Source organism: Paenibacillus chartarius (assembly GCF_042432825.1).
In the GTDB taxonomy this organism is placed as follows: Bacteria; Bacillota; Bacilli; order Paenibacillales; family NBRC-103111; genus Gordoniibacillus; species Gordoniibacillus chartarius.
Window position 1 is genome coordinate 66,012 of the sequence record NZ_JBHLWN010000022.1, and the last position, 19,699, is coordinate 85,710.

Consider the following 19,699-nt stretch of genomic DNA (forward strand, 5'->3'; position numbering starts at 1 on the left):
CCTGTGATGAACAAGGTTGAAGCGGAATTCAGCAATTTGGTGAAAGCGTTTCGAAAGAAGCATATGGGCAAGGGGCCGAGCCGGGTGACGACGACGTTTTGCCGGAATTGGGCGATTTGCGAGCTGGAGAGCAACCTGTCGCCGGTCGAGAAGTTTATGGCCGGGGCGCCGGAGGGCAAGCATCTGCTCCGCGAAGCGCGTACCCAGTGGGTGAAGGATATGTACCGCCAGAACCGTCCGGTGGAGATGGAGGCGCTGCTTGGCGCGACGCTGCTGGATCTGTTCGTGGACATCGATATTGATAAAGATTACGGCATGTCGATCTTCGTGTTCGACTGCAATTTGCAAGAGAAGTTCGGAAGCGGCGCTTGACAGCGAACCTGTCGGAGGCTTATCCGTCTTGGAATCGTGGCTTATATGGCGCGGCTCCGGGGCGGATTTTTTATTTTACATAGGGAAAGTGGGAGAACGATGGGGACGACGAAGCATACGGGGCCGATCAAGCTGCCGAAGGTGCCGGATCCGAAGCTTTGGGTGGGCTTGCGGCCGTTCGGTCTGGGGCGGGTCAAGCCGCGCCACATCCGCGATACGCTCAAGGTGGCATGGGACAACCGCGATAACCTGCCGTACGCGGCGCGCATATTGACGCAAGGGGTGTGCGACGGCTGTGCGCTGGGCGTGTCGGGGCTGTACGACCGGACGCTGGACGGCCCGCATCTGTGCACGACGCGGCTGAACGTGCTGAGGCTGAATACGATGCCGGCGATCAAGCCGGAGGCGCTGCATGCGGACATCGATGAGCTGCGGCGCATGGACAGCACGCAGCTGCGGAAGCTGGGGCGCATTCCGTACCCGCTGCTGCGGCGTAAGGGGGAGCGGCGGTTCGCGCGCATATCGTGGGACGAAGCGATGGAGCTGGCTGCGGTGAAGATTCGGGGTGTAGATCCGAAGCAGGTGGCGTTTTATTTGACGGCGCGGGGCATTACGAACGAGTCGTATTATGCGGCGGCGAAAGCGGCGCGGCTCATCGGCACGAACAACATCGACAATGCGTCGCGGATCTGCCATTCGCCGTCGAAGACGGCATTGAAGCGGTCGGTCGGGATCGGGGCGTCGAGCTGCAGCTATAAAGATTGGATCGGCACGGATGTGCTGGTGTTCTGGGGGAGCGTAGCGGCGAACAATCAGCCGGTGTCAACGAAGTACATGTATGCCGCGAAGCGGGCGGGGACGCGGATTATTTGCGTGAACCCTTACCGGGAGCCGGCGATGGACGGATATTGGATTCCTTCGATCCCGGAGTCGGCGCTGTTCGGGACGAAGCTGGCGGACGATCATTATCAGGTCAACATCGGCGGCGACATTGCGTTCATGCACGGCGTGATGAAGACGTGGTTTGAGATGGAGGCGGCGGAAGGGCCGGGGACGGCTGTAGATTGGACGTTCGTGCGGGAGCATACGACGGGGCTGGAAGAGCTGCGCGCCTGCGTGGAGCGGCAGGACTGGGCGGCGCTGGAGCGGTCGAGCGGGCTGACGCGGGAGCGGATGGCGCAGTTTGCCCGGCTGCTGGCGGGTGCGCGCTCGGGCGTATTCGTGTGGAGCATGGGACTGACGCAGCACCGGTTCGGGACGGACAACATATCGCAGGTAGCCAATATGGCATTGCTGCGCGGCTTCCTCGGGCGCGAGCACTGCGGGTTGATGCCGATTCGCGGGCATAGCGGAGTTCAGGGCGCGGGAGAGATGGGGGCGGATCCGTTCTCGCTGCCGGGAGGAGAGTTCAAAGGCGACGATATTGCGCGCGTGGAGCAGGTGTGGGGGTTCGAGCTGCCGCGCTGGCAAGGGGATATTGTCGGCGTGTCGCTGGAAAATGCCCTGCTGCCCGAAGATCACGAGCGGCGTTTGAAGGTGTTCTATACGTCCGGAGGCAACTTCCTGGAGACGATGCCGGAGCCGGAGTTTGTGCGGCGGTGCCTGGAGGCGGTGGAGCTGCGGGTGCATCAGGATATTATTTTGAATACGTCGACATTGGCGGACGCTTCCGAGGCGGTATTGGTGCTGCCGGCGATGACGCGGTACGAGCAGCCGGGCGGCGGGACGTCGACATCGACGGAGCGGATGGTGTATTTTTCGCCGGAGATTGAGGGGCCGCGGGTGGGCGAGGCTCGTGCGGAATGGATGATTTACTGCGAGCTGGCGGCGCGGGTGAAGCCGGAGCTGGCGGGGCTGGTCGCGTATGAGGACGCCGCGGCGCTGCGGGTTGAGATCGCGCGGGCTGCGCCGAACTATGCGGGCATTGAGCAGCTGGGACGGCGGGGCGATGTGTTCCAGTGGGGCGGAACCTGGCTGTGCGAGGGCGGCGTCTGTCCGACGCCGGACGGCCGCGGCAGGCTGTTGCCGATCGAGCTGCCGGAGCTGCGCAAGCCGGAGGGGCATTTCTATGTAACAACGCGGCGAGGCAAGCAGTTCAACTCTATGATCTACGGCGAGAAGGACCCGTTCAACGCGGCGGACCGGTACGATGTGCTGCTTAGTGCGGAGGATGGAGCGGCGATCGGTGTGAGCGAGGGCGAGGCCGTCGTCGTGTACAATCGGTTCGGAACGTTTCATGGCAGGGCCCGGTATGCGGATGTGGCGCGGGGAAACGTGGAGGTGTACTGGCCGGAGGGCAATTGCCTGCTGCCGAAGGGCGTGTACGAGCCGCATGCGGGCATACCGGAGTACAATACGGCGGTCGTCGTGGAGCGGGCGGATACGTACCATGCGCTGAAGGATACCCGCTATGTGGAGAAACGGGTGGAGGAGCTGGAGACGGAGGTCGGGTGAGTGTACGGCGTGGAAGGGGGAAACTCCCGGAGTCGGGGTGAACCCTCGTTCCGAACGGGGCAGCTTTGGCGAAAGCTCGGGTGGGCCTATGGCTTGGCTAAGAGCGGCAGACGGCTGCACTTTGTTGCAGGCTTGCGGTGCCCCGGCAGCATACAGGAGGAACAGGGATGGCGGATTCAATGCATCGGGAAACCACTCGTTGGCAGGTCACACGGATTGATGACGGCTACAGATCTGAACAGGATGATGAAATTGCAACGGAATACCCGCTGACGATACGGCTGGATGGCGAAGAATTTGCCACACTCGTCTGCACGCCCTCCGATTTGGAGGAGATGGTCATCGGTTTTCTTGCTTCGGAGGGGGTAATCCTGTCGGCCGAAGAGGTGATTGGTTTGGCTATTGATGAGGGACGGGGCATGGCGGATGTCGAGCTGAAGCGGCGTCATACGGTGGGAGCGGAATTTTACGGTAAGCGGTTCATCGGGTCGTGCTGCGGCAAGGGGCGGCAATTTTACCTGCATAACGACGCCCGCACCGCCAAAACATCCACGACACAGCTGAAAGTGACGGCGGCGCACTGCATGTCGCTGATCGCGGAGCTGCAGGGAGCCTCGCAAGCGTACCGGCATACGGGCGGGCTGCACAATGCCGCGTTGTGCCGCGCCGAAGCCGGTTTTGAAGCAACGAATGGCGATGGACTTGCGAGCGGTGCTGCGGACGGTCCGGTTACCGGCAGCGTGCTGGCCGTAAGGTCGGACATCGGGCGCCATAATGCGCTTGATAAGCTGTATGGGTACTGCCTGCAGCATCGTGTGCGGACGCGCGATTTGATCGTAGCGTTCAGCGGGCGGCTGTCCTCGGAGGTTGTGCTGAAGACGGCGAAGCTTGGAGCGGGGGTACTGCTGTCCAACGCTGCGCCGACCGACCTAGCGCTCAAGCTGGCCGAGGAGCTCGGCATCACGGCGGCCGGCTTCGTCCGCGGCTCGAAGATGACGATCTATACGCATCCCGAGCGGATTGTCGGTTAATCCGCCGCAGTCCTCCAGGCACCGGCCAGCAGCAGGATGGCGCCCATCAGCATGACGGCCGCCGCTGCGGCCAGCAGCCAATCGCCTCCGGCGATAGGAGCTAGCCGCCACTGCTGCACGGACTGCAGCGCCAGTACCGATTCGTTCGCGAGGAAGCCGGCCGCGATCAGGCCGGCTCCCCAAGCAGCGAAGCGGGAGCGGGCGGGGATCCAGCCTCGCTGCCCGAAGAGCGCAAGCAGCAGCAGGCTGATGAAGCCAAGCAGCGCGAGGTGCAGGTAGGCGATAACGAGGCTTCGCGTTCCGGCGACTAGCGGCGCCAGCCCGGGCAGCGCCGGCAGCGGATCCAGCGCGGCCTTCAGCAGCAGGCAGAAGAGAGCCAGCGCGCCAAGCCGTTCGCTCCAGCTGAAGCTGCGAGCCCGGCGCAAATCAAGCCACGCCTTGACGAACAGCAGCAGAAAACCGCAAACGAAAACCAGCTGAAGGAGTCCGGCCAGCAGCGCGACCATTTTCCCGGCGGTATTCAAGTCGGCTGTGAAGGATAGCAGGATTGATGGAAGCAGCGTTGCCATAAACAGCCGGTACAGGCGGATGGCGGTCAGCTGCGAATACGGCGCCGGTGTCCCCAGCTTGTCCAGCCGCGCCAGCAGCAGCGCCGCCAAGCCGAGCAGGAACCATCCGTTATACTGGACATGCAAATAAGCGTAAACGGCGTCGTTGAAATAGATCGTATCGGAGCGTCCGGTCGCTCCCAGCACGGCAAGTGTCCACGGCCCAAACGAGGACAGCAGCAGGCACAGCAAAGCCCCCTGAGCATACCGCAGCGAAGCCGGTTTGCGGTCCGCTGCCGAGCTACCGAGTGCCCTTCCGTTGACCGCCCGCCGCGACTGCAGGCGAAACCACGCCATATACACATAATTTAGTATGATGTGAATGCTCGAGAATGCGATCGACCACGCCGCATAGCCTTGCATAAGGAAGGCCGCCGTCATCGGCACGACAACCGCTTGCGTCACCCCGAACTGGATGCGAAACGATCGCCCTCGAACGGCTTCCTCTCCCCAAAATTCATGCGTCAGCAATAACGTCAGCGCCACGTAGCCCCAGCCCAGCATCGCCAAGTGCGAATGGGCGTGAAGGACGTGCACATAATTGACGGAAGGCATCGGGTACAAAGCGTAGATCCGCATATACAGCCCGAAGCCGGCGGCTGCAATCAAGTATACGAGCGGCACCGCTATCCATAGCCTGGACATTGGCGTGCCCCCTTTTTTCGGTTGAATTGTACACGGCCTTAAAGCCGGGCATTGCACTTATCATACTACAAATCGGCTCTTATTTTGTTGAAGTGATCCCATATGGTTGTCCTGGGCGGCTCACGGCGGTATTTTTGCTCTATGAAATCGTCTTGCTTGCCTCAGTGTTTCTGAGATAAACTGAAGGAGTATTTCGCATGAATCGTGCGGTGGAACGGATCTTCAGACATTTTCATGGGTGTGGCCATCTGGGCTCAGCGTGAGCGTCGTCGAACTTCGGAGGCGGCCCGGAAGCAGCTGAACATGAGATCATGCAGGGCTGGGCCGGTATGGAACGGCCCTTTTTCGTATATCGGCGAGAAGGAAAAGTCGGTGGCTGAAGCCTATTCGGCTGCTGACCTAGCGGTATAAGGAAGGGCCGGTGGAGAAGAGCTGATTGGGCTTTCCTCATCCGTGATGGTTAGAGTGTTTAAGCATTGGAAGGAGCAGTAAGCGATGACAGAGCGAAGGCAGGCGATTTCGGTCCCGCTGGCGGTGGCTAAAGTGACGGGGAGCGTTCGTGCGCTGCCGCCGGAGAGCGTGCCGGTGGAGCAGGCGTATGGACGCATATTGGCGGAAAATTTGTACGCCGACGCCGACATCCCGAGCTTCGACCGCTCCGCCTTCGACGGCTATGCGTTGGCGGCGAAGGATACGGAGTCGGCGTGTCCGGACCGGCCGCTGGAATTCGAGATCGTCGAGCGCATTGCGGCGGGGCAGGTCGGGACGAAGGCGGTCGGGCCGTTCCAGGCCGTGCAAATTATGACAGGGGCGCCGCTTCCGCCCGGCTGCGATGCCGTGGTGATGAGGGAATGGACGCAGGAATACGTACGGGAAGGTAAAGCCTGGGTTGTGCTTAAGCGTGCGATGCGCGTCAGGGACAATGTGTCGCTGCGCGGAGAGGAGGCGAAGCAGGGCGATCTGCTCGTCGGCAAGGGTACGGTCATTCACCCCGGCATCGCGGCGGTGCTGGCCTCGTTAGGCATGACGGAAGCGAAAATCGGCCGCAGACCGGTCGTCGGCGTCATGGCGACGGGCTCCGAGCTGCTGCAGCCCGGCGAGCCGGTACGTCCCGGACGCATTCGCAACAGCAACGCGGCCATGCTGGCCGCACAAATCGAGCGGGCCGGCGGAGAGTGCCGCTATTACGGACAGGTGCCGGACGAGCTGGAGCCGCATCTGGCAACGTACCGGCGGATGCTCGCCGAGTGCGACCTGATCGTCTCGACCGGAGGGGTGTCCGTCGGCGATTACGATCTGATGCCGCGAGTGTATGCGACGCTTGGCGCAGCGCTGCTGTTCGACAAGGTGACGATGCGTCCCGGCAGCGTGACGACAGCTGCGCAGCTGGACGGCAAGCTGCTGCTCGGATTGTCAGGCAACCCGTCGGCCTGCTATGTCGGGTTCGAGCTGTTCGCAAGGCCCGCGATCCGTCTCATGCAGGGAGCCGAGGCCCCTTTCGCGCCGCTGATCGAGGGCGAGCTGCTGGCCGATTACCCGAAGCCCAATCCGTTCACGCGATTCGTCAGGGCTCGAATCGTCTACCGGGACGGCAAGGTCGGCGGCGTTCCCGTCGGCTTTGACAAGTCGAGCTCGCTGACATCCCTGGCGGAGGCGAACGGCTTCATCGTGCTGCCGGGCGGCTCAAGAGGCTACAAGTCGGGCGACCGGGTGAAGCTGATGCTGGTCGATGACCGGGACGGGGCGGAATGGCCGTGGGGGGATGACGGGGACGGCTAAGGCCGTTGACTGGGTCTATTACGTTGCAGACTGTGGACGGACGTTGCCGACGGTGGTGCATGGTCTACTATATATGTAATGTGGACTGGGTTGATGGTAGGCGCATTGCCTGCTATGTCGGCGGTGTGGACTGGGTTGACGGTAGGTACATCTGCCTGTTATGTCGGCGGGTGTGGACTGGGTTGATGGTAGGCGCATTGCCTGCTATGCCGGCGGTGTGGACTGGGTTGACGGTGGGCGCATTGCCTGCTATGCCGGCGGTGTGGACTGGGTTGACGGTGGGTGCATTGCCTGTTATGTCGGCGGGAGTGGAACACGCTGACGAGACGGGGATTGCACTGTTTGCTTCTTCGGCTATGCGGACTGTGTTGACTGTACTGACTGCGCCGAATTTATTTATTGAAGTGTGCAGACTACCTTTTACTGCGCTTATAGTTCGTCCTGACAACGCCGTCTGAACAACCGCACACGCCGTCTTCACCGTACCCGCTTCCGCGACGTTAACGATGCAATTCATCGTTAAACCGGACATTGGAGCTGCGTGGGGCAGCGTTAACGAAGTGGGACATCGATAACGGCACCAAGATTCGAGGCTTCCTTGCCGTCTTGTATACTTGGGCAGGCCGCACAGCCGACCGAGACGTCTTTGTGCCGCTTGCTCTTGCTCGAATATTGTCTGTGCCGTCTGTTCTTGCTATAACATTGTCTGTGCCGTCTGTTCTTCTCGAGCATCGGCTGGCCGTTGGCAGGTTCCTGAGCTTTCGGTATAATAGCGCAATCGGAGGGGGACCGTTACTGCATGTCGTTCAAATCGCCCAAATATATCCAAGCACTCACCATGATTCTCATCCCGGCCCTGCTGTTAGCCGGCTGGCTGTTGGCCAAGCCGAAGCAGCCGGCGGAGCTTAAGGCTCCGGACCGGCTGCAATGGAGCGACAAGGCGTCGCAATATAAAGCCATGCCGGGCGGCACGGTCGATGCAACGTCCCCCGCCCCGGCTGGTCAGAACGATGTGCTGCGGATTTCGCCGGAGCAGCTGGACGCGGCCGCGCTGCAAATCAGCTTGCGCATTAAGCCGCGCGGATCCGAGTCAGCGTCTGAAGTCCAACCGGCCGGCAGCGGAACGCTGACCGTCGGCGGGAGCAAATTCAGCTTCGCGATCGATTCCATGTCGGTGCTGCGCCGATATGTGCTGTCGGACGGCAGTATATATGTGCGGGGACCGATGGGCATTACAGTGCAGACTCCTCAGGGAGCACGGCAAGCCGTGCTCGAGGTCAGCTCGGTACTGGACTCCAAGGAAGGCATATGGTTATATGCGAATCCGGACGGTCTCGGTATCGTTCAGTTCGGAACGGGCTTCAAGCCGGAGCGCCAGCCGGAAATCAACGGACTACCGTAACGGGCGCTCCCCCGCTGCAATCCGGCACTCAACCGCAAACCCGCCCTTCCCTACAAAAAAGCACTTTCCCCGCAACCGCACTTCCCCGGCAACTACGCATTCTTGCCCCGCTCTCGGGTGCCGCCCGCTCAATTCCGACCCTTCAATGCTGAAAGCGCCGCCCGGATTTCGTCCATGATCACCATCCCGTATTCGGCTCGGTTCAGCTCCACCAGATCAGGCAGCAGCATTTCGAGCAGCTCGAGGGCGTTCTCAAGCGGCCGGCGCGCTTCAGCGGCGCCGCCCGCAAAAGGAACAGAAGCACCGGCACCAGCCGCACCGCTTACCGCTGCACTGCTTACCGCCGCACCGCTTACCGCTGCCCCGCCTACCGCCGCCCCGGCATCGCTTATCGCCCTACCGCTTGACTGCGGTTGCTCCCGCAGCAGCATGGCATCCTCGGCCGGGCGTACCTTGCTCTGCACCGGAACGAACACCAAATGCCCGATTTCCTCCTCATCCCACTGCTGGTATACGTCGCAGAGGATCGAGCCGCTCTCGCCTGTACGAATATTCAGCTCAATGCGCTTGCCGGAATGGGCCGGTACCAGATACCGCAGAGCCTTGTTCTGCGAACCGTCATCCAATGCGCTCAGCACCCCCGAGCTTCCGTTCAGCAGTTCTATACCGAGAATTGAAGCGGCCACGATCCGGTAATTCCTGTCGATACGAATATAAGGTACGGGCAAATTGACGTAATCTCTAATCTAAACCACCCCGAACCTTCTTCGTCTATTGTCACTCGCGGCATACTCCCGGATCCCCATCATCATGTCCTGCAAATTTTTAACGACAACCGTCTCGCCGCTTCCGTCGTACATCGAAGCTAATCGTCCGCCTATCATCACGGTCGGCAGGTTGGGCCGTAATAGCGAACGTGCCGGCCCTGCTCCCGCATCAGAGCGGAGGCCATTCTTACGCCGAAGTCATGCTCCTCGCTCTGCAAACAGGCTGTCATCGTGTCCTGCCCATTGGCCTCCGCAGCCTCCTCTACCGTCCGCATCCAGGCCAGCGGCAGTTCGCAAACGCCAGAGGCAAAATGCTCGTCGGCGACGGAGATCGGCGATTGTCCTTCTATAACCGATATATCGCATAGCTTCCGTCAAAATATTCTGATATACATAAGCAAATTTAGCCGCCCCGCACGGGTTCGACCAACAAGGTTCAGGAGCTTCGACCACCCCTGGCCGGCATCGATTCGGCCATAGACTCTATTCAGACCGGATTCATCTCTTAATCTTCCGTTAAACTTGTCGAAAATATGTCGATTCTTTAATCATATTGTATACCTTTGACCGATCGATTGACGATAGGAAATAGCTGACTTATAGTGATTAGGATGAACGTTTCGAGACTAAGGAGAATACCTTCATGGGCAATGATTATATCATACCGCATGTGCCTGATGCGCAAGTTTCTAGACAAAGTCACGACGATAGTATGGGTTTAGAGGTTCCTTTTTACGTGGTCGGTATCGGTGCTTCTGCGGGCGGGCTGGAAGCTCTTGAAGTATTCTTCGATCATATGGAACCGAATAGCGGCATGGCCTTTGTCGTTATTCAACATCTCTCTCCGAACTACCGAAGCTTTATGGCGGAGCTGCTGTCTGCAAGAACGTCCATGCAGATTATTCCCGCCGAGCATCGGATGAAGGTGATGCCGAATTGCGTCTATCTGATTCCCCCGAGGAAGACGATGACGATTTCGAAAGGGCGACTCGAGCTCGCGGATAGCGAAGCACAGACGGGCATGACGTTCCCGATCGATTTGTTTCTGCGATCGTTAGCGCAGGACTGCGGGGAACGCGCGATCGCCATCATTTTGTCGGGAACCGGAAGCGACGGCTCGAGGGGGATCGTCGATGTGAAGCAGGCCGGTGGTATGGTGCTGGTGCAGGACGATCAGTCGGCCAAGTTCGACGGCATGCCGAACAGCGCCAAGCTGACCGGCATCGTCGATCAGACGCTTGCGCCGCAGCATATGCCGCAGGCGCTGCTGCAGCATATTAAGGTCTTGGCGGAAAACGGTTTCACGAATTCGCTGCCGGGCAATACGTTGGAGAAGGTTAATATGGATCTGCATTTAAACTATATTTTTGACTTGATCAAGCAAGCGAGCGGGATCGACTTCAACTATTATAAGAGGAACAGCGTATACCGCCGTCTTGAGCGTCGTATGGTGTTGAACAATATCTCTTCATTAGGCGAGTACACGGAGTTTCTGTATCAGAATCCGATGGAGCTGGCCGCTCTCCGCAAGGATCTGCTGATCGGGGTAACCCATTTTTTCCGCGATCCGGAGGCGTTCCACATTCTTCGGGTCAAGGCGCTCCCCCTGATTTTCAAGGAGAAGGAAGCCGACAAGGAAATTCGCGTATGGGTAGCGGGCTGTTCGACGGGGGAAGAGGCGTATTCGGTCGCGATTTTGTTCAAGCGGTACATGGAGCAGCACAATGTCGATTACACCGTCAAAATATTCGCCACCGATCTGGACAAGGAATCGATTGAGTTCGCCGGTCAAGGCTTGTATCCCGAATCCACCATGAAGAACATGCCCTCGGAGCTGCTCGAGCGGTATTTTGTCAAGGAGGACGACTTGTATCGGGTGACGAAGGAAATCCGTAAAATGGTTCTGTTCGCCCCGCACAACATCATTAAGGACCCTCCTTTCAGTAATTTGGACCTCATTACGTGCCGCAACATGCTGATCTATCTGCAGTCGGAAATGCAGCGGAAGGTGCTGTCCCTGTTTCATTTTGTGCTGAATCCCAAGGGGTTCCTGTTCTTGGGACCAAGCGAGAGTATAGGGAGACTGACGAATCAGTTCGAATCGACGGACAGGCGTTGGAATATTTTCCAGCATAAGCGGGCGAACCATCAGGATTTCGAGAATGCCATGGACGTAAGAAAAGAGCTGGAAGGTGCGGACAAGTTAGAGAAGATGGCGGCGAATCGGGTCTATCCGTCCGTCACGGAGGAGCGGCAGTACAAGAAGGCGGACGACCTGTACAAAATTCTCGTCGAAGAGCACATGTACCCTTGCATGCTTATTGATGAGAACAATGACATCATTCATCTCAGCGGGAAGATTAACCCATACTTGAACTTGGCGAAGGGCAAGCCGAGCTGGAATTTGCACAAGATGCTCAATCCGCATTTGTCTGTCGCTATCGCTACAGCCGTGCAGAAGGTCCGCAAGGATCACCAGCCGGAGATCGTCTATAAGAACGTGAAGGCGGCGGAATCGGAGCCGGAGCTGTACGTGAATCTGTTCGTCCGGCCGTTCTCGAAGAAGTTCAAGACGACGGAGAAGCTTGTCCTGGTGGAGATTCAGCAGGCGGAGACGTTGAATGCCAAGCCGCGTACCGGGGAAGAGATGGAATACGATGTCGCGAGCAATGTCAGCCAGCGTGTGATCGATCTGGAATTTGAGCTGCAGCGGGCTGAAGAGACGCTTCAAGCGACGATCGAGGAACTGGAGACGTCGAACGAAGAGTTGCAGGCGACGAACGAAGAGCTCGTAGCCGCGAACGAAGAGCTGCAGAGCACGAATGAGGAGCTGCAGTCGGTCAACGAAGAGCTTATTACCGTGAATACGGAATATCAATACAAAATTCAAGAGCTCACGGATTTGAATAACGATATGAACAACCTCTTCGTGAGCACGAATATCGCAACGGTTTTTCTGGACAAGAATATGTGCGTTCGCCGGTTTACCCCTGCCGTAACGAAGGAAATCAATCTGATGGAGATAGACCACGGACGGCCGATCGCGCACATTTCGCACAATTTTTATTATGACGAGATGGTCGAGGACGCCCGGAGGGTGCTGCTCAACGTAACGCCGGTTGAACGGGAAGTGGAGAGCAAGACCGGGCATTGGTACATCATGCGGATGCTGCCGTACCGGACCTTGGAGCAGCATGCGAACGGCATCGTGATCACCTTCATCGATATTACCGAGCTGAAGCTGGCCAATAACGAGCTGATCAAGCTGTCCAATGCGATTGAGAAGAGCCCGAGCGTAACGGTGATTGCCGACGCGGCAGGATATATCGAATATATGAATCCCTACTTCACGGAGCTGACCGGCTATTCGCAGGATGAGCTGCTGGGCAAGCCGATTTGGTCGTTGAACGAGTGGTCGGCTACGGAGCCGTCCTTGGAGACCGTTCAGAAGCTGCTGTCGGAAGGGCGAATGTGGCAGGGTGAGCTGGAAAACCGCAAGAAGAACGGCGAGGTATACTGGGAATCGGTCAAGCTGCTGCCGGTTAAGGATAGGAAAGGCCACATCGTTCAATATTTGAAGGTGGCGGAGGACATTACGGAGCAGAAGCTGGCGGAGGAGCTGCTGCGCAAGTCGGAGATGCTGTCCGCCGTCGGGCAGCTGGCAGCGGGCATCGCTCACGAGATCCGCAATCCGCTGACCGCGCTCAAAGGGTTTACGAAGCTGATGGCGACGAGCGAATCGAACAGATCCTACATTTCCATTATGCTGGATGAGCTGACGCGAATCGAAGACATTGTAAGCGAGCTGCTGTTCCTGGCGAAGCCGCAAGCGGTCGATTTCAAGTCGAACGACCTGGGCGCGATTATGGGAGACGTCATGCTGATTGTCGACACGCAGGCGATCATGAGCAACGTCGAAATCAAGATGGATATCGAGGATCAGCTGCCTACCGTGTATGGGGTAGAGAATCAGCTGAAGCAGGTGTTCATCAATTTGCTCAAAAATGCCATCGAAGCGATGCCGAACGGCGGACAAATTCGGATTGACATGAAGCAGCACTCGAGTGAAGGGGTGCAGATTGTCATTGCGGATAACGGGGTCGGGATTCCGGAGGAGAAGCTGGCCCGTCTGGGTGAGCCGTTCTATTCGACGAAGGAGAAGGGGACCGGACTCGGGCTGATGGTTACGCTGAAAATTATTGAAAATCACCGCGGCACCGTGACATTTACAAGCGAACTGGGCAAAGGCACGGTAGTGCAAATATTGCTGCCGGTAAAATAGAGCGAAGAGAGGACCCGTTCCTCTCTTTTTTCATTTGAGCGGCCTTCAGGGAAAATCGGAAATAGGAAGCCGCTGCTTATTCGGCATATACTTGTTCTGAAGCTGCACCCAATCTTCGCGAAGATTGGGCCGGTCCAGCAATTCGATCAGAAGCGGCTTCGGCAAATAGCCTAATGTCATCTGTATGCGGCGGTTGGTAGCGTCGATCTTGGAACGGGTCATATGCAAAATATCGTTAAGGTCATACAGCCGATCGTTCATGGCACTTACCCTCTCTGCAGTAGGTTAATATCTCCAAACACAAGAAATATAATAAAACAAGGGAAAAGGGCTGTAAATGAAAAAGAATCGACGATGTTCGCCGCTAATTCGGCGGAAATCGTTGATTTTGTCGTTTTTTTAGATGTATCGACGTTTTGGTGGCGAGATCCGATTTGTCGATGGCAGAATGGGATCGCTCAATGCAACGCTGATTTTCGTCGATCCGGCCAAGCAGCCTCCGCTGAACGAGCTGGAGTCGATGGATGTAATCGGGTATCGTTTTCCTTGTCACCTCACCGCAGCCTCCCGAATGATTGTCGAAAAGTGATCTGTTTTTAGCATAAAAAACAGCCCCGCCGAAGGCAAGGCTTAAATAAAAATCAACTTAAATTTTTAGAAGGGGCAGGCGCAGATCAAGCTCTTCCACGCAGTCAGGCTCCTCGTGGTCGGTACTGTTCACCCGCTGCGAGACGGGATAGGCGCGCATGGTCTCGGCAGGCGCCGGCCGCAGCAGGAAGCGCAGACGGTTCTTATCGGTCAGCGACGGGTCAAGCCACTGCTCGATCCCCTCTTCATCCAAAATGACGGGCATCCGATCGCTCATCGATTCGACGACCCGATTCGCCGCCGTAGTCAGCACGGTACAGGTGCGGATTTCGTAATCGTTCTGAGGAGACGCCCATACCTCGTAGATGCCGGCCATCCCGAAGACGCGGCGGTTCGTCGTGACGATGCGCATCGGCTGCCGGGTCTTGCCGTCTTCCCCTGTGCGCCAGACGTAGAAGCCGTCGGAAGGAATGACGCACCGATTTTTCACATAAATGCGCTTGAAGGCCCGCTTCTCGTCCATCATCATGCTGTCGGCATTGATCGCGTCCTTGCCCCAGAACGGGACGAGGCCCCAGCGGAATTCGTCGAGCCACCGTTCGCTGCCGTTCGTGATCACCGCATGGATCGTTTGGCGGGGGGATACGTTATAGCGAGGCTTGTAGAACGTCAGCACTTTATCGATACGGAACTGCTTGGCCAGCTCGGGCACATCCGTCGTCAGCGAAAATCGTTCGCACATCATCGAGCACCACCTTGTTGGTTTTTTCCAGTATTTGCTCGTTGGGAATAATTATGCGCCGGCGGCGGCGAATCGTTATAGTTATTTTCGCCGTTGACACGGCTGTCAGGTCGATGGTACATTGCACATGTAGATGATTTCCAAATAACTGGATGGACGGAAAGGGGTGGAACCCGGTATGCGAATGATGAACCTTACTGCTGTTCACGGCAAGCCGCATATGGGTATCCGTAACCGATCCGCGCACAATCTTGACGGACTCGTCAAGGTTATGGCCCGCTGAAGCTGAGGCGCATGGTTACGGTAGAGGCTCTCTGCGTAATCATGCGCCTTCTTGACGGCTTGCCGCTCCCGGCAGGCCGGTCATACGAATCCGGCAGCGGATTCACAAAGGCGTATCGCTACTCGAGCGGTATGCCTTTTTTGCTGCTATTGAAAAGTTGGAGACTTGGAATGAAGGAAGGAGAGGACAGCGCTCATGTTCATCGTATTGAGAAAATTAAGCTGGTTCTGGCGGCTCGAGTGGAAGCGGTACACGTCGGCCGTGCTGCTGCTGACGCTGGCAGGGATTATCGACGTTATTCCGCCGAAGCTGATCGGCTATTCGATCGACGGACTGCATCAAGGCACGCTGGGCGGCAGCCAGTTCTACAGTGTGCTCGGCTTCTGGGCGGCGCTGACGGTAGTCGGCTATGCGATTACGATTGTGTGGCACTACCAGCTGTTCGGCGGCGCATTCGTGCTGGAGCGGCTGCTGCGAAACCGGCTGCTGGGGCATCTTGTTCGCATGACGCCCACGTTCTTCGAGCGTAACCGAACCGGCGACCTGATGGCGCGGGCGACGAACGACCTGCGTGCCGTTTCGACGACGGCGGGCTTCGGGATCCTTACGCTGGTTGATTCCAGCTTGTTCATGGGAACGATTCTCGTCGTGATGGTGTTTATGATTTCATGGAAGCTGACGCTGGCGGCACTGCTGCCGCTGCCTTTGATGGCGATCGCGATGCAGGTGTACGGCGCCCGCATTCACCAGCGTTTTACGGATGCGCAGGATGCGTTCGGCCGGATGAACGACGAGGTGCTGGAGACGGTGGCCGGCGTGCGGGTCATTCGCGCGTTCGTGCAGGAGCGGGCGACGGAGCGGAATTTTGCGGCTATGACAGACGATGTGTATCGGAAAAATGTCGCCGTCGCCCGCATCGATTCCCTCTTCGAGCCGACAATCAAAGTGCTGGTCGGCCTCAGCTACTTGATCGGGCTGTGCTACGGCGGGTATCTCGTGTTTCGCAGCGAAATTACGCTCGGCGAGCTCGTGTCGTTCAACGTCTTTCTGGGGATGCTGATTTGGCCGATGTTCGCGATCGGCGAGCTGATCAATATTATGCAGCGCGGCAACGCTTCGCTGGACCGGGTCAATGAGACGCTGGGCTACAAGCCGGATGTTGAGGATGCAGCGGTGAACCGGACGGTTGCTGTGCCGGAGACGATCGCGTTCGAGCATGTGACGTTCCGTTACCCGTCGTCTCCGATCGATAACTTGGTGGATGTGTCCTTCAAGCTGAAGCGGGGCGAGACGCTCGGCATCGTCGGGCGGACCGGCAGCGGCAAGACGACGCTGCTGCGCCAGCTGCTGCGGGAATACCCAGTCGGCGAAGGTGCGGTGAAGGTATCCGGGGTGCCGATCGAGCAGATCCCTCTCGACCAAGTTCAGGGGTGGATGGGCTACGTGCCGCAGAACCCGGTCCTGTTCTCCCGCACCATCCGCGAAAATATATGGTTCGGCCGGACGCCGGGCACGGAGGAGGAGCTGCAGCGCGCGCTGGAGCAGGCATCGTTCGCCGCCGATATTCAGCATTTGCCGGACGGACTCGAGACGCTCGTCGGCGAGAAAGGCGTAGCGCTGTCCGGCGGGCAGAAGCAGCGGGTGTCGATCGCCCGGGCGCTTATCATCGACCCGGAGATTTTGCTGCTGGACGATGCGCTGTCCGCCGTCGACGCCAAGACCGAGGCGCATATTATTGAGGCGATTCGGCGCGAGCGCGCGGGCAAGACGACGCTGATTACGACGCATCGGCTTTCGGCCGTGCAGTATGCCGACCGGATCCTCGTGCTGGATGAAGGGCGCGTTGTGGAGGAAGGCACGCATGAGGAGCTGCTCGCCTTGGGCGGCTGGTACAAGGAGCAGTACGACCGCCAGCAGCTGGAGCAGCAGATTGAAGGCTAGGGAAGCGGCTTGGCGGGCGGCTTCGGCCGCAGACGTGTCGGCATCGCCGGTGAGCGCATGAGGCAGCCGTTCGGCGATTGCGGGGCCCGGTGGCGTGTGGAATGTGGCTAATAAGCCGTACCGGTTCCGGTGACTGATGCGCGCGCTGTTGCCCTTACCGCTGCCGGTGCGGGTGCGAGTTTCCGTGGCAGTACCAGTACCAGTACCAGTGCCAGTACCAGTGCCAGTGCCAGTACCAGTGGCAGTACCAGTGGCAGTGGCAGTGGCAGTGCCAGTGCCAGTGCCAGTGCCAGTGCCAGTGCCAGTGCTCAGTGGCAGTACCAGTACCAGTGCCAGTGCTCAGTGGCAGTACCAGTACCCAGTACCAGTGTAACTGCCAGTACCTGATGCACGCCTCGGAGTGGGATGCCTTCTCTTCGTGGGGAGAGCCGGCGGCGTAGCCAGGCATCCTCCCCGTGCCACGGACTTCGCAATAAAATAACGGACTTTCACGGTCTTATTCATGAGCAATTAAGCGGCTCCCGCCCGATAACGGTTTGCCAGGGTCTTATTTTAGATCAAACGGCAAAAAGAGGGGCGGTAATCGCAAAATAAATCCCTCCCAGACCGCTATTATGCGTGGAGTGCGGTTTTGCGGCCAAATAGCGGTCCCGCAAACCGTTGTGGCCATCAATCCCCCATTTTAAGTAAAGTAGGTGATTGCCTGTGAAGCATCAGACGGGCAAACGACTGTTTCAATATGCTTGGACGTTTCGCAAGCCGACGATTCTCGCCCTGATTATGCTCTTCGCGGCCGTATGCGCCGAGCTTGCCGGGCCGATGATCGCCAAGCAGATGATCGATACGAACATTCTCGGCATCGAGAAGCCGTGGTACGAGACGGCCGACGCCGGCAGCCCCTATGCGGTAGCGTACAACGGCAAGCATTATGTTCGTGAGGACCACGCTGCCGCCGAGGACATGGCTCCGTCTAAGCAGGTGCATGTGCTGCAGGTCGGACGCGGCTTCGTCTTCTTCGAAGGGCAGCTGGCGTTCGACGGCAAACGGAGCTTGCAGGACGGGACGCTGACGTTCGAGAAAGACGGCCGGTCGGCGAGCTATGCGGTTCGGACGTTAAGCGCGGGCGAGCTGTATCCGTTTTACAGGCCCGAATTCGGCAGCTTGCTGGCGCTGGCGGGCCTATACTTCGGCTTGCTGCTGCTCGTCGCGTTGTTTACGTTCGGGCAGCGCCTGCTGCTGCAGACGTCGGCGAACCGGATTATCCAAAATATGCGCAACGACGTATTCGCACACATTCAGAAGCTGCCGATTCAGTACTTCGACAACTTGCCCGCGGGGAAGGTCGTCTCCCGCATAACGAACGATACGGAATCCGTCCGGGAGCTGTATGTCGCGGTGCTGGCCAACTTCTTCTCCGGCATCATCTATATGGTAGCGATCATCGGCGCGCTGTTCATGCTGGATTGGAGACTGGCGCTGATCGCGCTGCCGCTCGTCCCGATGATGGTGATATGGGTCATCGTCTACCGGCGCTTCGCCGCAGCGTACAATCATAAGATCCGCGAGCGCCTGAGCGACATTAACGGCATGATCGCCGAGTCGATTCCGGGAATGCCGATCATCCAAGCGTTCCGCCGCCAGAAGATGACGCTCAGCGAATTCGGGAGCATGAACGATGATCACTTCCGCTATCAAAATAAACTGCTGATGCTGAACTCCATCACGTCGCACAATCTTGTCAACGTCGTGCGGAACGTTGTGTTCATTGCCGTCATCTGGATGTTCGGCGGCGGTTGGCTGGGGGCGGCCGTCACGGTCGGCGTGCTGTATGCATTCGTCGATTATATGAACCGGATGTTTCAGCCGATCGTCGGCATCGTTAATCAGTTGTCCAACTTGGAAACGGCTCTCGTCTCGGCGGAGCGGGTGTTCGAGCTGCTCGATCAGAAAGGCATCGATGTGGCGGACGGCTCCATGCCCCGCTACCGCGGCAACGTCAGCTTCGAGCATGTTACGTTCGCCTACAAAGACAAGGAGTATGTGCTCCGCGATATCTCCTTCGAAGCGAAGCACGGCGACACGGTGGCGCTTGTCGGCCATACCGGCTCCGGGAAGAGCTCGATATTGAATTTGCTGTTCCGGTTCTATGAGGTGAACGAGGGACGCATTCGAATCGACGGAATGGACCTGCAGGACATCCCAAGGCAGCAGCTGCGCCGGCATATGGGTATCGTGCTGCAGGATCCGTTCCTGTTCACCGGCACGATCGCATCCAACGTATCGCTCGGCGATCCGCGAATATCGCGCGAACGGGTCGAACAGGCGCTTAGGGAGGTCGGCGCCTACGACATGTTCAGCGCCCTGCCCGGCGGCATCGACGAACCGGTAATCGAGAAGGGGGCCACACTGTCCGCGGGGCAGCGGCAGCTCATTTCCTTCGCCCGGGCGCTCGCCTTCGACCCGGCGATCCTCATTCTCGATGAAGCGACCGCCAGCATTGATACGGAGACGGAGGCGGTCATCCAGCGGGCGCTGGACGTGCTCAAGCAAGGGCGGACGACGTTCATCATCGCCCACCGGCTGTCTACGATCCGCAGTGCGGATACGATTCTGGTGCTGGACCGCGGACGTATCGCGGAGCGTGGCAGCCACGACGAGCTTATGGCGCTGCAAGGCCGTTATTACCAGATGTACCTGCTGCAGTCCGGGGAGAAGCCCGGTGTGCAGCCCGGCACCCAGCCCGAGCGAAACGGCTTAACGCCCTCACTCTCTGCGAGCCCCCGCAACCTGTGATATGATAGATTC

General features: G+C 58.5%; 13 protein-coding genes. 9 read left to right on the forward strand and 4 right to left on the reverse strand.

Features of this window, described 5'->3' with window-relative positions:
- Window positions 1–6 precede the first annotated feature (6 nt).
- The 3 genes from ACFFK0_RS04745 to ACFFK0_RS04755 all read left to right on the forward strand — a co-directional run bounded on the left by ACFFK0_RS04745 (window position 7) and on the right by ACFFK0_RS04755 (window position 3,857).
- The gene (locus ACFFK0_RS04745) at window positions 7–372 is read left to right on the forward strand and encodes a Na-translocating system protein MpsC family protein (protein WP_377468760.1); all 366 of its coding nucleotides are present in this window, start codon (window positions 7–9) and stop codon (window positions 370–372) included.
- A 99-nt stretch (window positions 373–471) separates the two neighbouring features.
- Window positions 472–2,826, forward strand: coding sequence for an FdhF/YdeP family oxidoreductase (locus tag ACFFK0_RS04750; protein WP_377468761.1), 2,355 nt, complete (start codon window positions 472–474; stop codon window positions 2,824–2,826).
- Between the two features lie 167 nt (window positions 2,827–2,993).
- On the forward strand, window positions 2,994–3,857 hold the full coding sequence (locus ACFFK0_RS04755) for a formate dehydrogenase accessory sulfurtransferase FdhD (protein WP_377468762.1): 864 nt from the start codon (window positions 2,994–2,996) through the stop codon (window positions 3,855–3,857).
- Here the strand turns inward: ACFFK0_RS04755 and ACFFK0_RS04760 are convergent.
- Window positions 3,854–5,110 (reverse strand): hypothetical protein, encoded by a 1,257-nt coding sequence (locus ACFFK0_RS04760; protein WP_377468763.1) that lies wholly within the window; start codon window positions 5,108–5,110, stop codon window positions 3,854–3,856. The two genes, ACFFK0_RS04755 and ACFFK0_RS04760, sit on opposite strands and share 4 nt — an antisense overlap.
- A 495-nt stretch (window positions 5,111–5,605) precedes the next feature.
- Between ACFFK0_RS04760 and ACFFK0_RS04765 the strand changes: the two genes are divergently transcribed.
- Window positions 5,606–6,889, forward strand: a complete 1,284-nt coding sequence (locus ACFFK0_RS04765; RefSeq protein WP_377468764.1) for a molybdopterin molybdotransferase MoeA — start codon at window positions 5,606–5,608, stop codon at window positions 6,887–6,889.
- A gap of 799 nt (window positions 6,890–7,688) precedes the next feature.
- Complete coding sequence (locus ACFFK0_RS04770) at window positions 7,689–8,291, forward strand: hypothetical protein (protein WP_377468766.1); 603 nt, start codon at window positions 7,689–7,691, stop codon at window positions 8,289–8,291.
- A 128-nt stretch (window positions 8,292–8,419) separates the two neighbouring features.
- On the opposite strand, the gene ACFFK0_RS04775 is transcribed toward ACFFK0_RS04770, so the two are convergent.
- Entirely contained in the window at window positions 8,420–8,977 is a 558-nt protein-coding gene (locus ACFFK0_RS04775) for a hypothetical protein (RefSeq protein ID WP_377468767.1), read from the reverse strand.
- A 724-nt stretch (window positions 8,978–9,701) separates the two neighbouring features.
- On the opposite strand from ACFFK0_RS04775, the gene ACFFK0_RS04780 reads away from it, so the two are divergent.
- Window positions 9,702–13,340 carry a CheR family methyltransferase gene (locus ACFFK0_RS04780; RefSeq protein ID WP_377468769.1) on the forward strand — a complete coding sequence of 1,213 codons (3,639 nt, stop codon included), beginning with the start codon at window positions 9,702–9,704 and terminating at the stop codon, window positions 13,338–13,340.
- Window positions 13,341–13,385: 45 nt separating this feature from the next.
- Here ACFFK0_RS04780 and ACFFK0_RS04785 read toward each other — a convergent pair whose 3' ends face one another.
- Window positions 13,386–13,601: a hypothetical protein gene (locus ACFFK0_RS04785; RefSeq protein WP_377468770.1), complete on the reverse strand. Its 216-nt coding sequence runs from the start codon at window positions 13,599–13,601 to the stop codon at window positions 13,386–13,388.
- Window positions 13,602–13,788: 187 nt separating this feature from the next.
- Between ACFFK0_RS04785 and ACFFK0_RS04790 the strand changes: the two genes are divergently transcribed.
- Complete coding sequence (locus ACFFK0_RS04790; RefSeq protein WP_377468771.1) at window positions 13,789–13,929, forward strand: hypothetical protein; 141 nt, start codon at window positions 13,789–13,791, stop codon at window positions 13,927–13,929.
- A gap of 57 nt (window positions 13,930–13,986) precedes the next feature.
- On the opposite strand, the gene ACFFK0_RS04795 is transcribed toward ACFFK0_RS04790, so the two are convergent.
- Window positions 13,987–14,673 carry an SOS response-associated peptidase gene (locus tag ACFFK0_RS04795; protein ID WP_377468772.1) on the reverse strand — a complete coding sequence of 229 codons (687 nt, stop codon included), beginning with the start codon at window positions 14,671–14,673 and terminating at the stop codon, window positions 13,987–13,989.
- Between the two features lie 475 nt (window positions 14,674–15,148).
- On the opposite strand from ACFFK0_RS04795, the gene ACFFK0_RS04800 reads away from it, so the two are divergent.
- Complete coding sequence (locus ACFFK0_RS04800) at window positions 15,149–16,894, forward strand: ABC transporter ATP-binding protein (RefSeq protein WP_377468773.1); 1,746 nt, start codon at window positions 15,149–15,151, stop codon at window positions 16,892–16,894.
- Between the two features lie 705 nt (window positions 16,895–17,599).
- On the forward strand, window positions 17,600–19,687 hold the full coding sequence (locus ACFFK0_RS04805; protein ID WP_377468774.1) for an ABC transporter ATP-binding protein: 2,088 nt from the start codon (window positions 17,600–17,602) through the stop codon (window positions 19,685–19,687).
- The last annotated feature ends 12 nt before the right edge of the window (window positions 19,688–19,699 follow it).

Excerpts from the sequence above, each read along its gene's own strand:
- ACFFK0_RS04745 (WP_377468760.1), top strand. The coding sequence starts at position 7 with ATGAACAAGGTTGAAGCGGAATTCAGCAATTTGGTGAAAGCGTTTCGA.
- ACFFK0_RS04750 (WP_377468761.1), top strand. The coding sequence starts at position 472 with ATGGGGACGACGAAGCATACGGGGCCGATCAAGCTGCCGAAGGTGCCG.
- ACFFK0_RS04755 (WP_377468762.1), top strand. The coding sequence starts at position 2,994 with ATGGCGGATTCAATGCATCGGGAAACCACTCGTTGGCAGGTCACACGG.
- ACFFK0_RS04760 (WP_377468763.1), bottom strand. The coding sequence starts at position 5,110 with ATGTCCAGGCTATGGATAGCGGTGCCGCTCGTATACTTGATTGCAGCC.
- ACFFK0_RS04765 (WP_377468764.1), top strand. The coding sequence starts at position 5,606 with ATGACAGAGCGAAGGCAGGCGATTTCGGTCCCGCTGGCGGTGGCTAAA.
- ACFFK0_RS04770 (WP_377468766.1), top strand. The coding sequence starts at position 7,689 with ATGTCGTTCAAATCGCCCAAATATATCCAAGCACTCACCATGATTCTC.
- ACFFK0_RS04780 (WP_377468769.1), top strand. The coding sequence starts at position 9,702 with ATGGGCAATGATTATATCATACCGCATGTGCCTGATGCGCAAGTTTCT.
- ACFFK0_RS04785 (WP_377468770.1), bottom strand. The coding sequence starts at position 13,601 with ATGAACGATCGGCTGTATGACCTTAACGATATTTTGCATATGACCCGT.
- ACFFK0_RS04790 (WP_377468771.1), top strand. The coding sequence starts at position 13,789 with ATGGGATCGCTCAATGCAACGCTGATTTTCGTCGATCCGGCCAAGCAG.
- ACFFK0_RS04795 (WP_377468772.1), bottom strand. The coding sequence starts at position 14,673 with ATGATGTGCGAACGATTTTCGCTGACGACGGATGTGCCCGAGCTGGCC.
- ACFFK0_RS04800 (WP_377468773.1), top strand. The coding sequence starts at position 15,149 with ATGTTCATCGTATTGAGAAAATTAAGCTGGTTCTGGCGGCTCGAGTGG.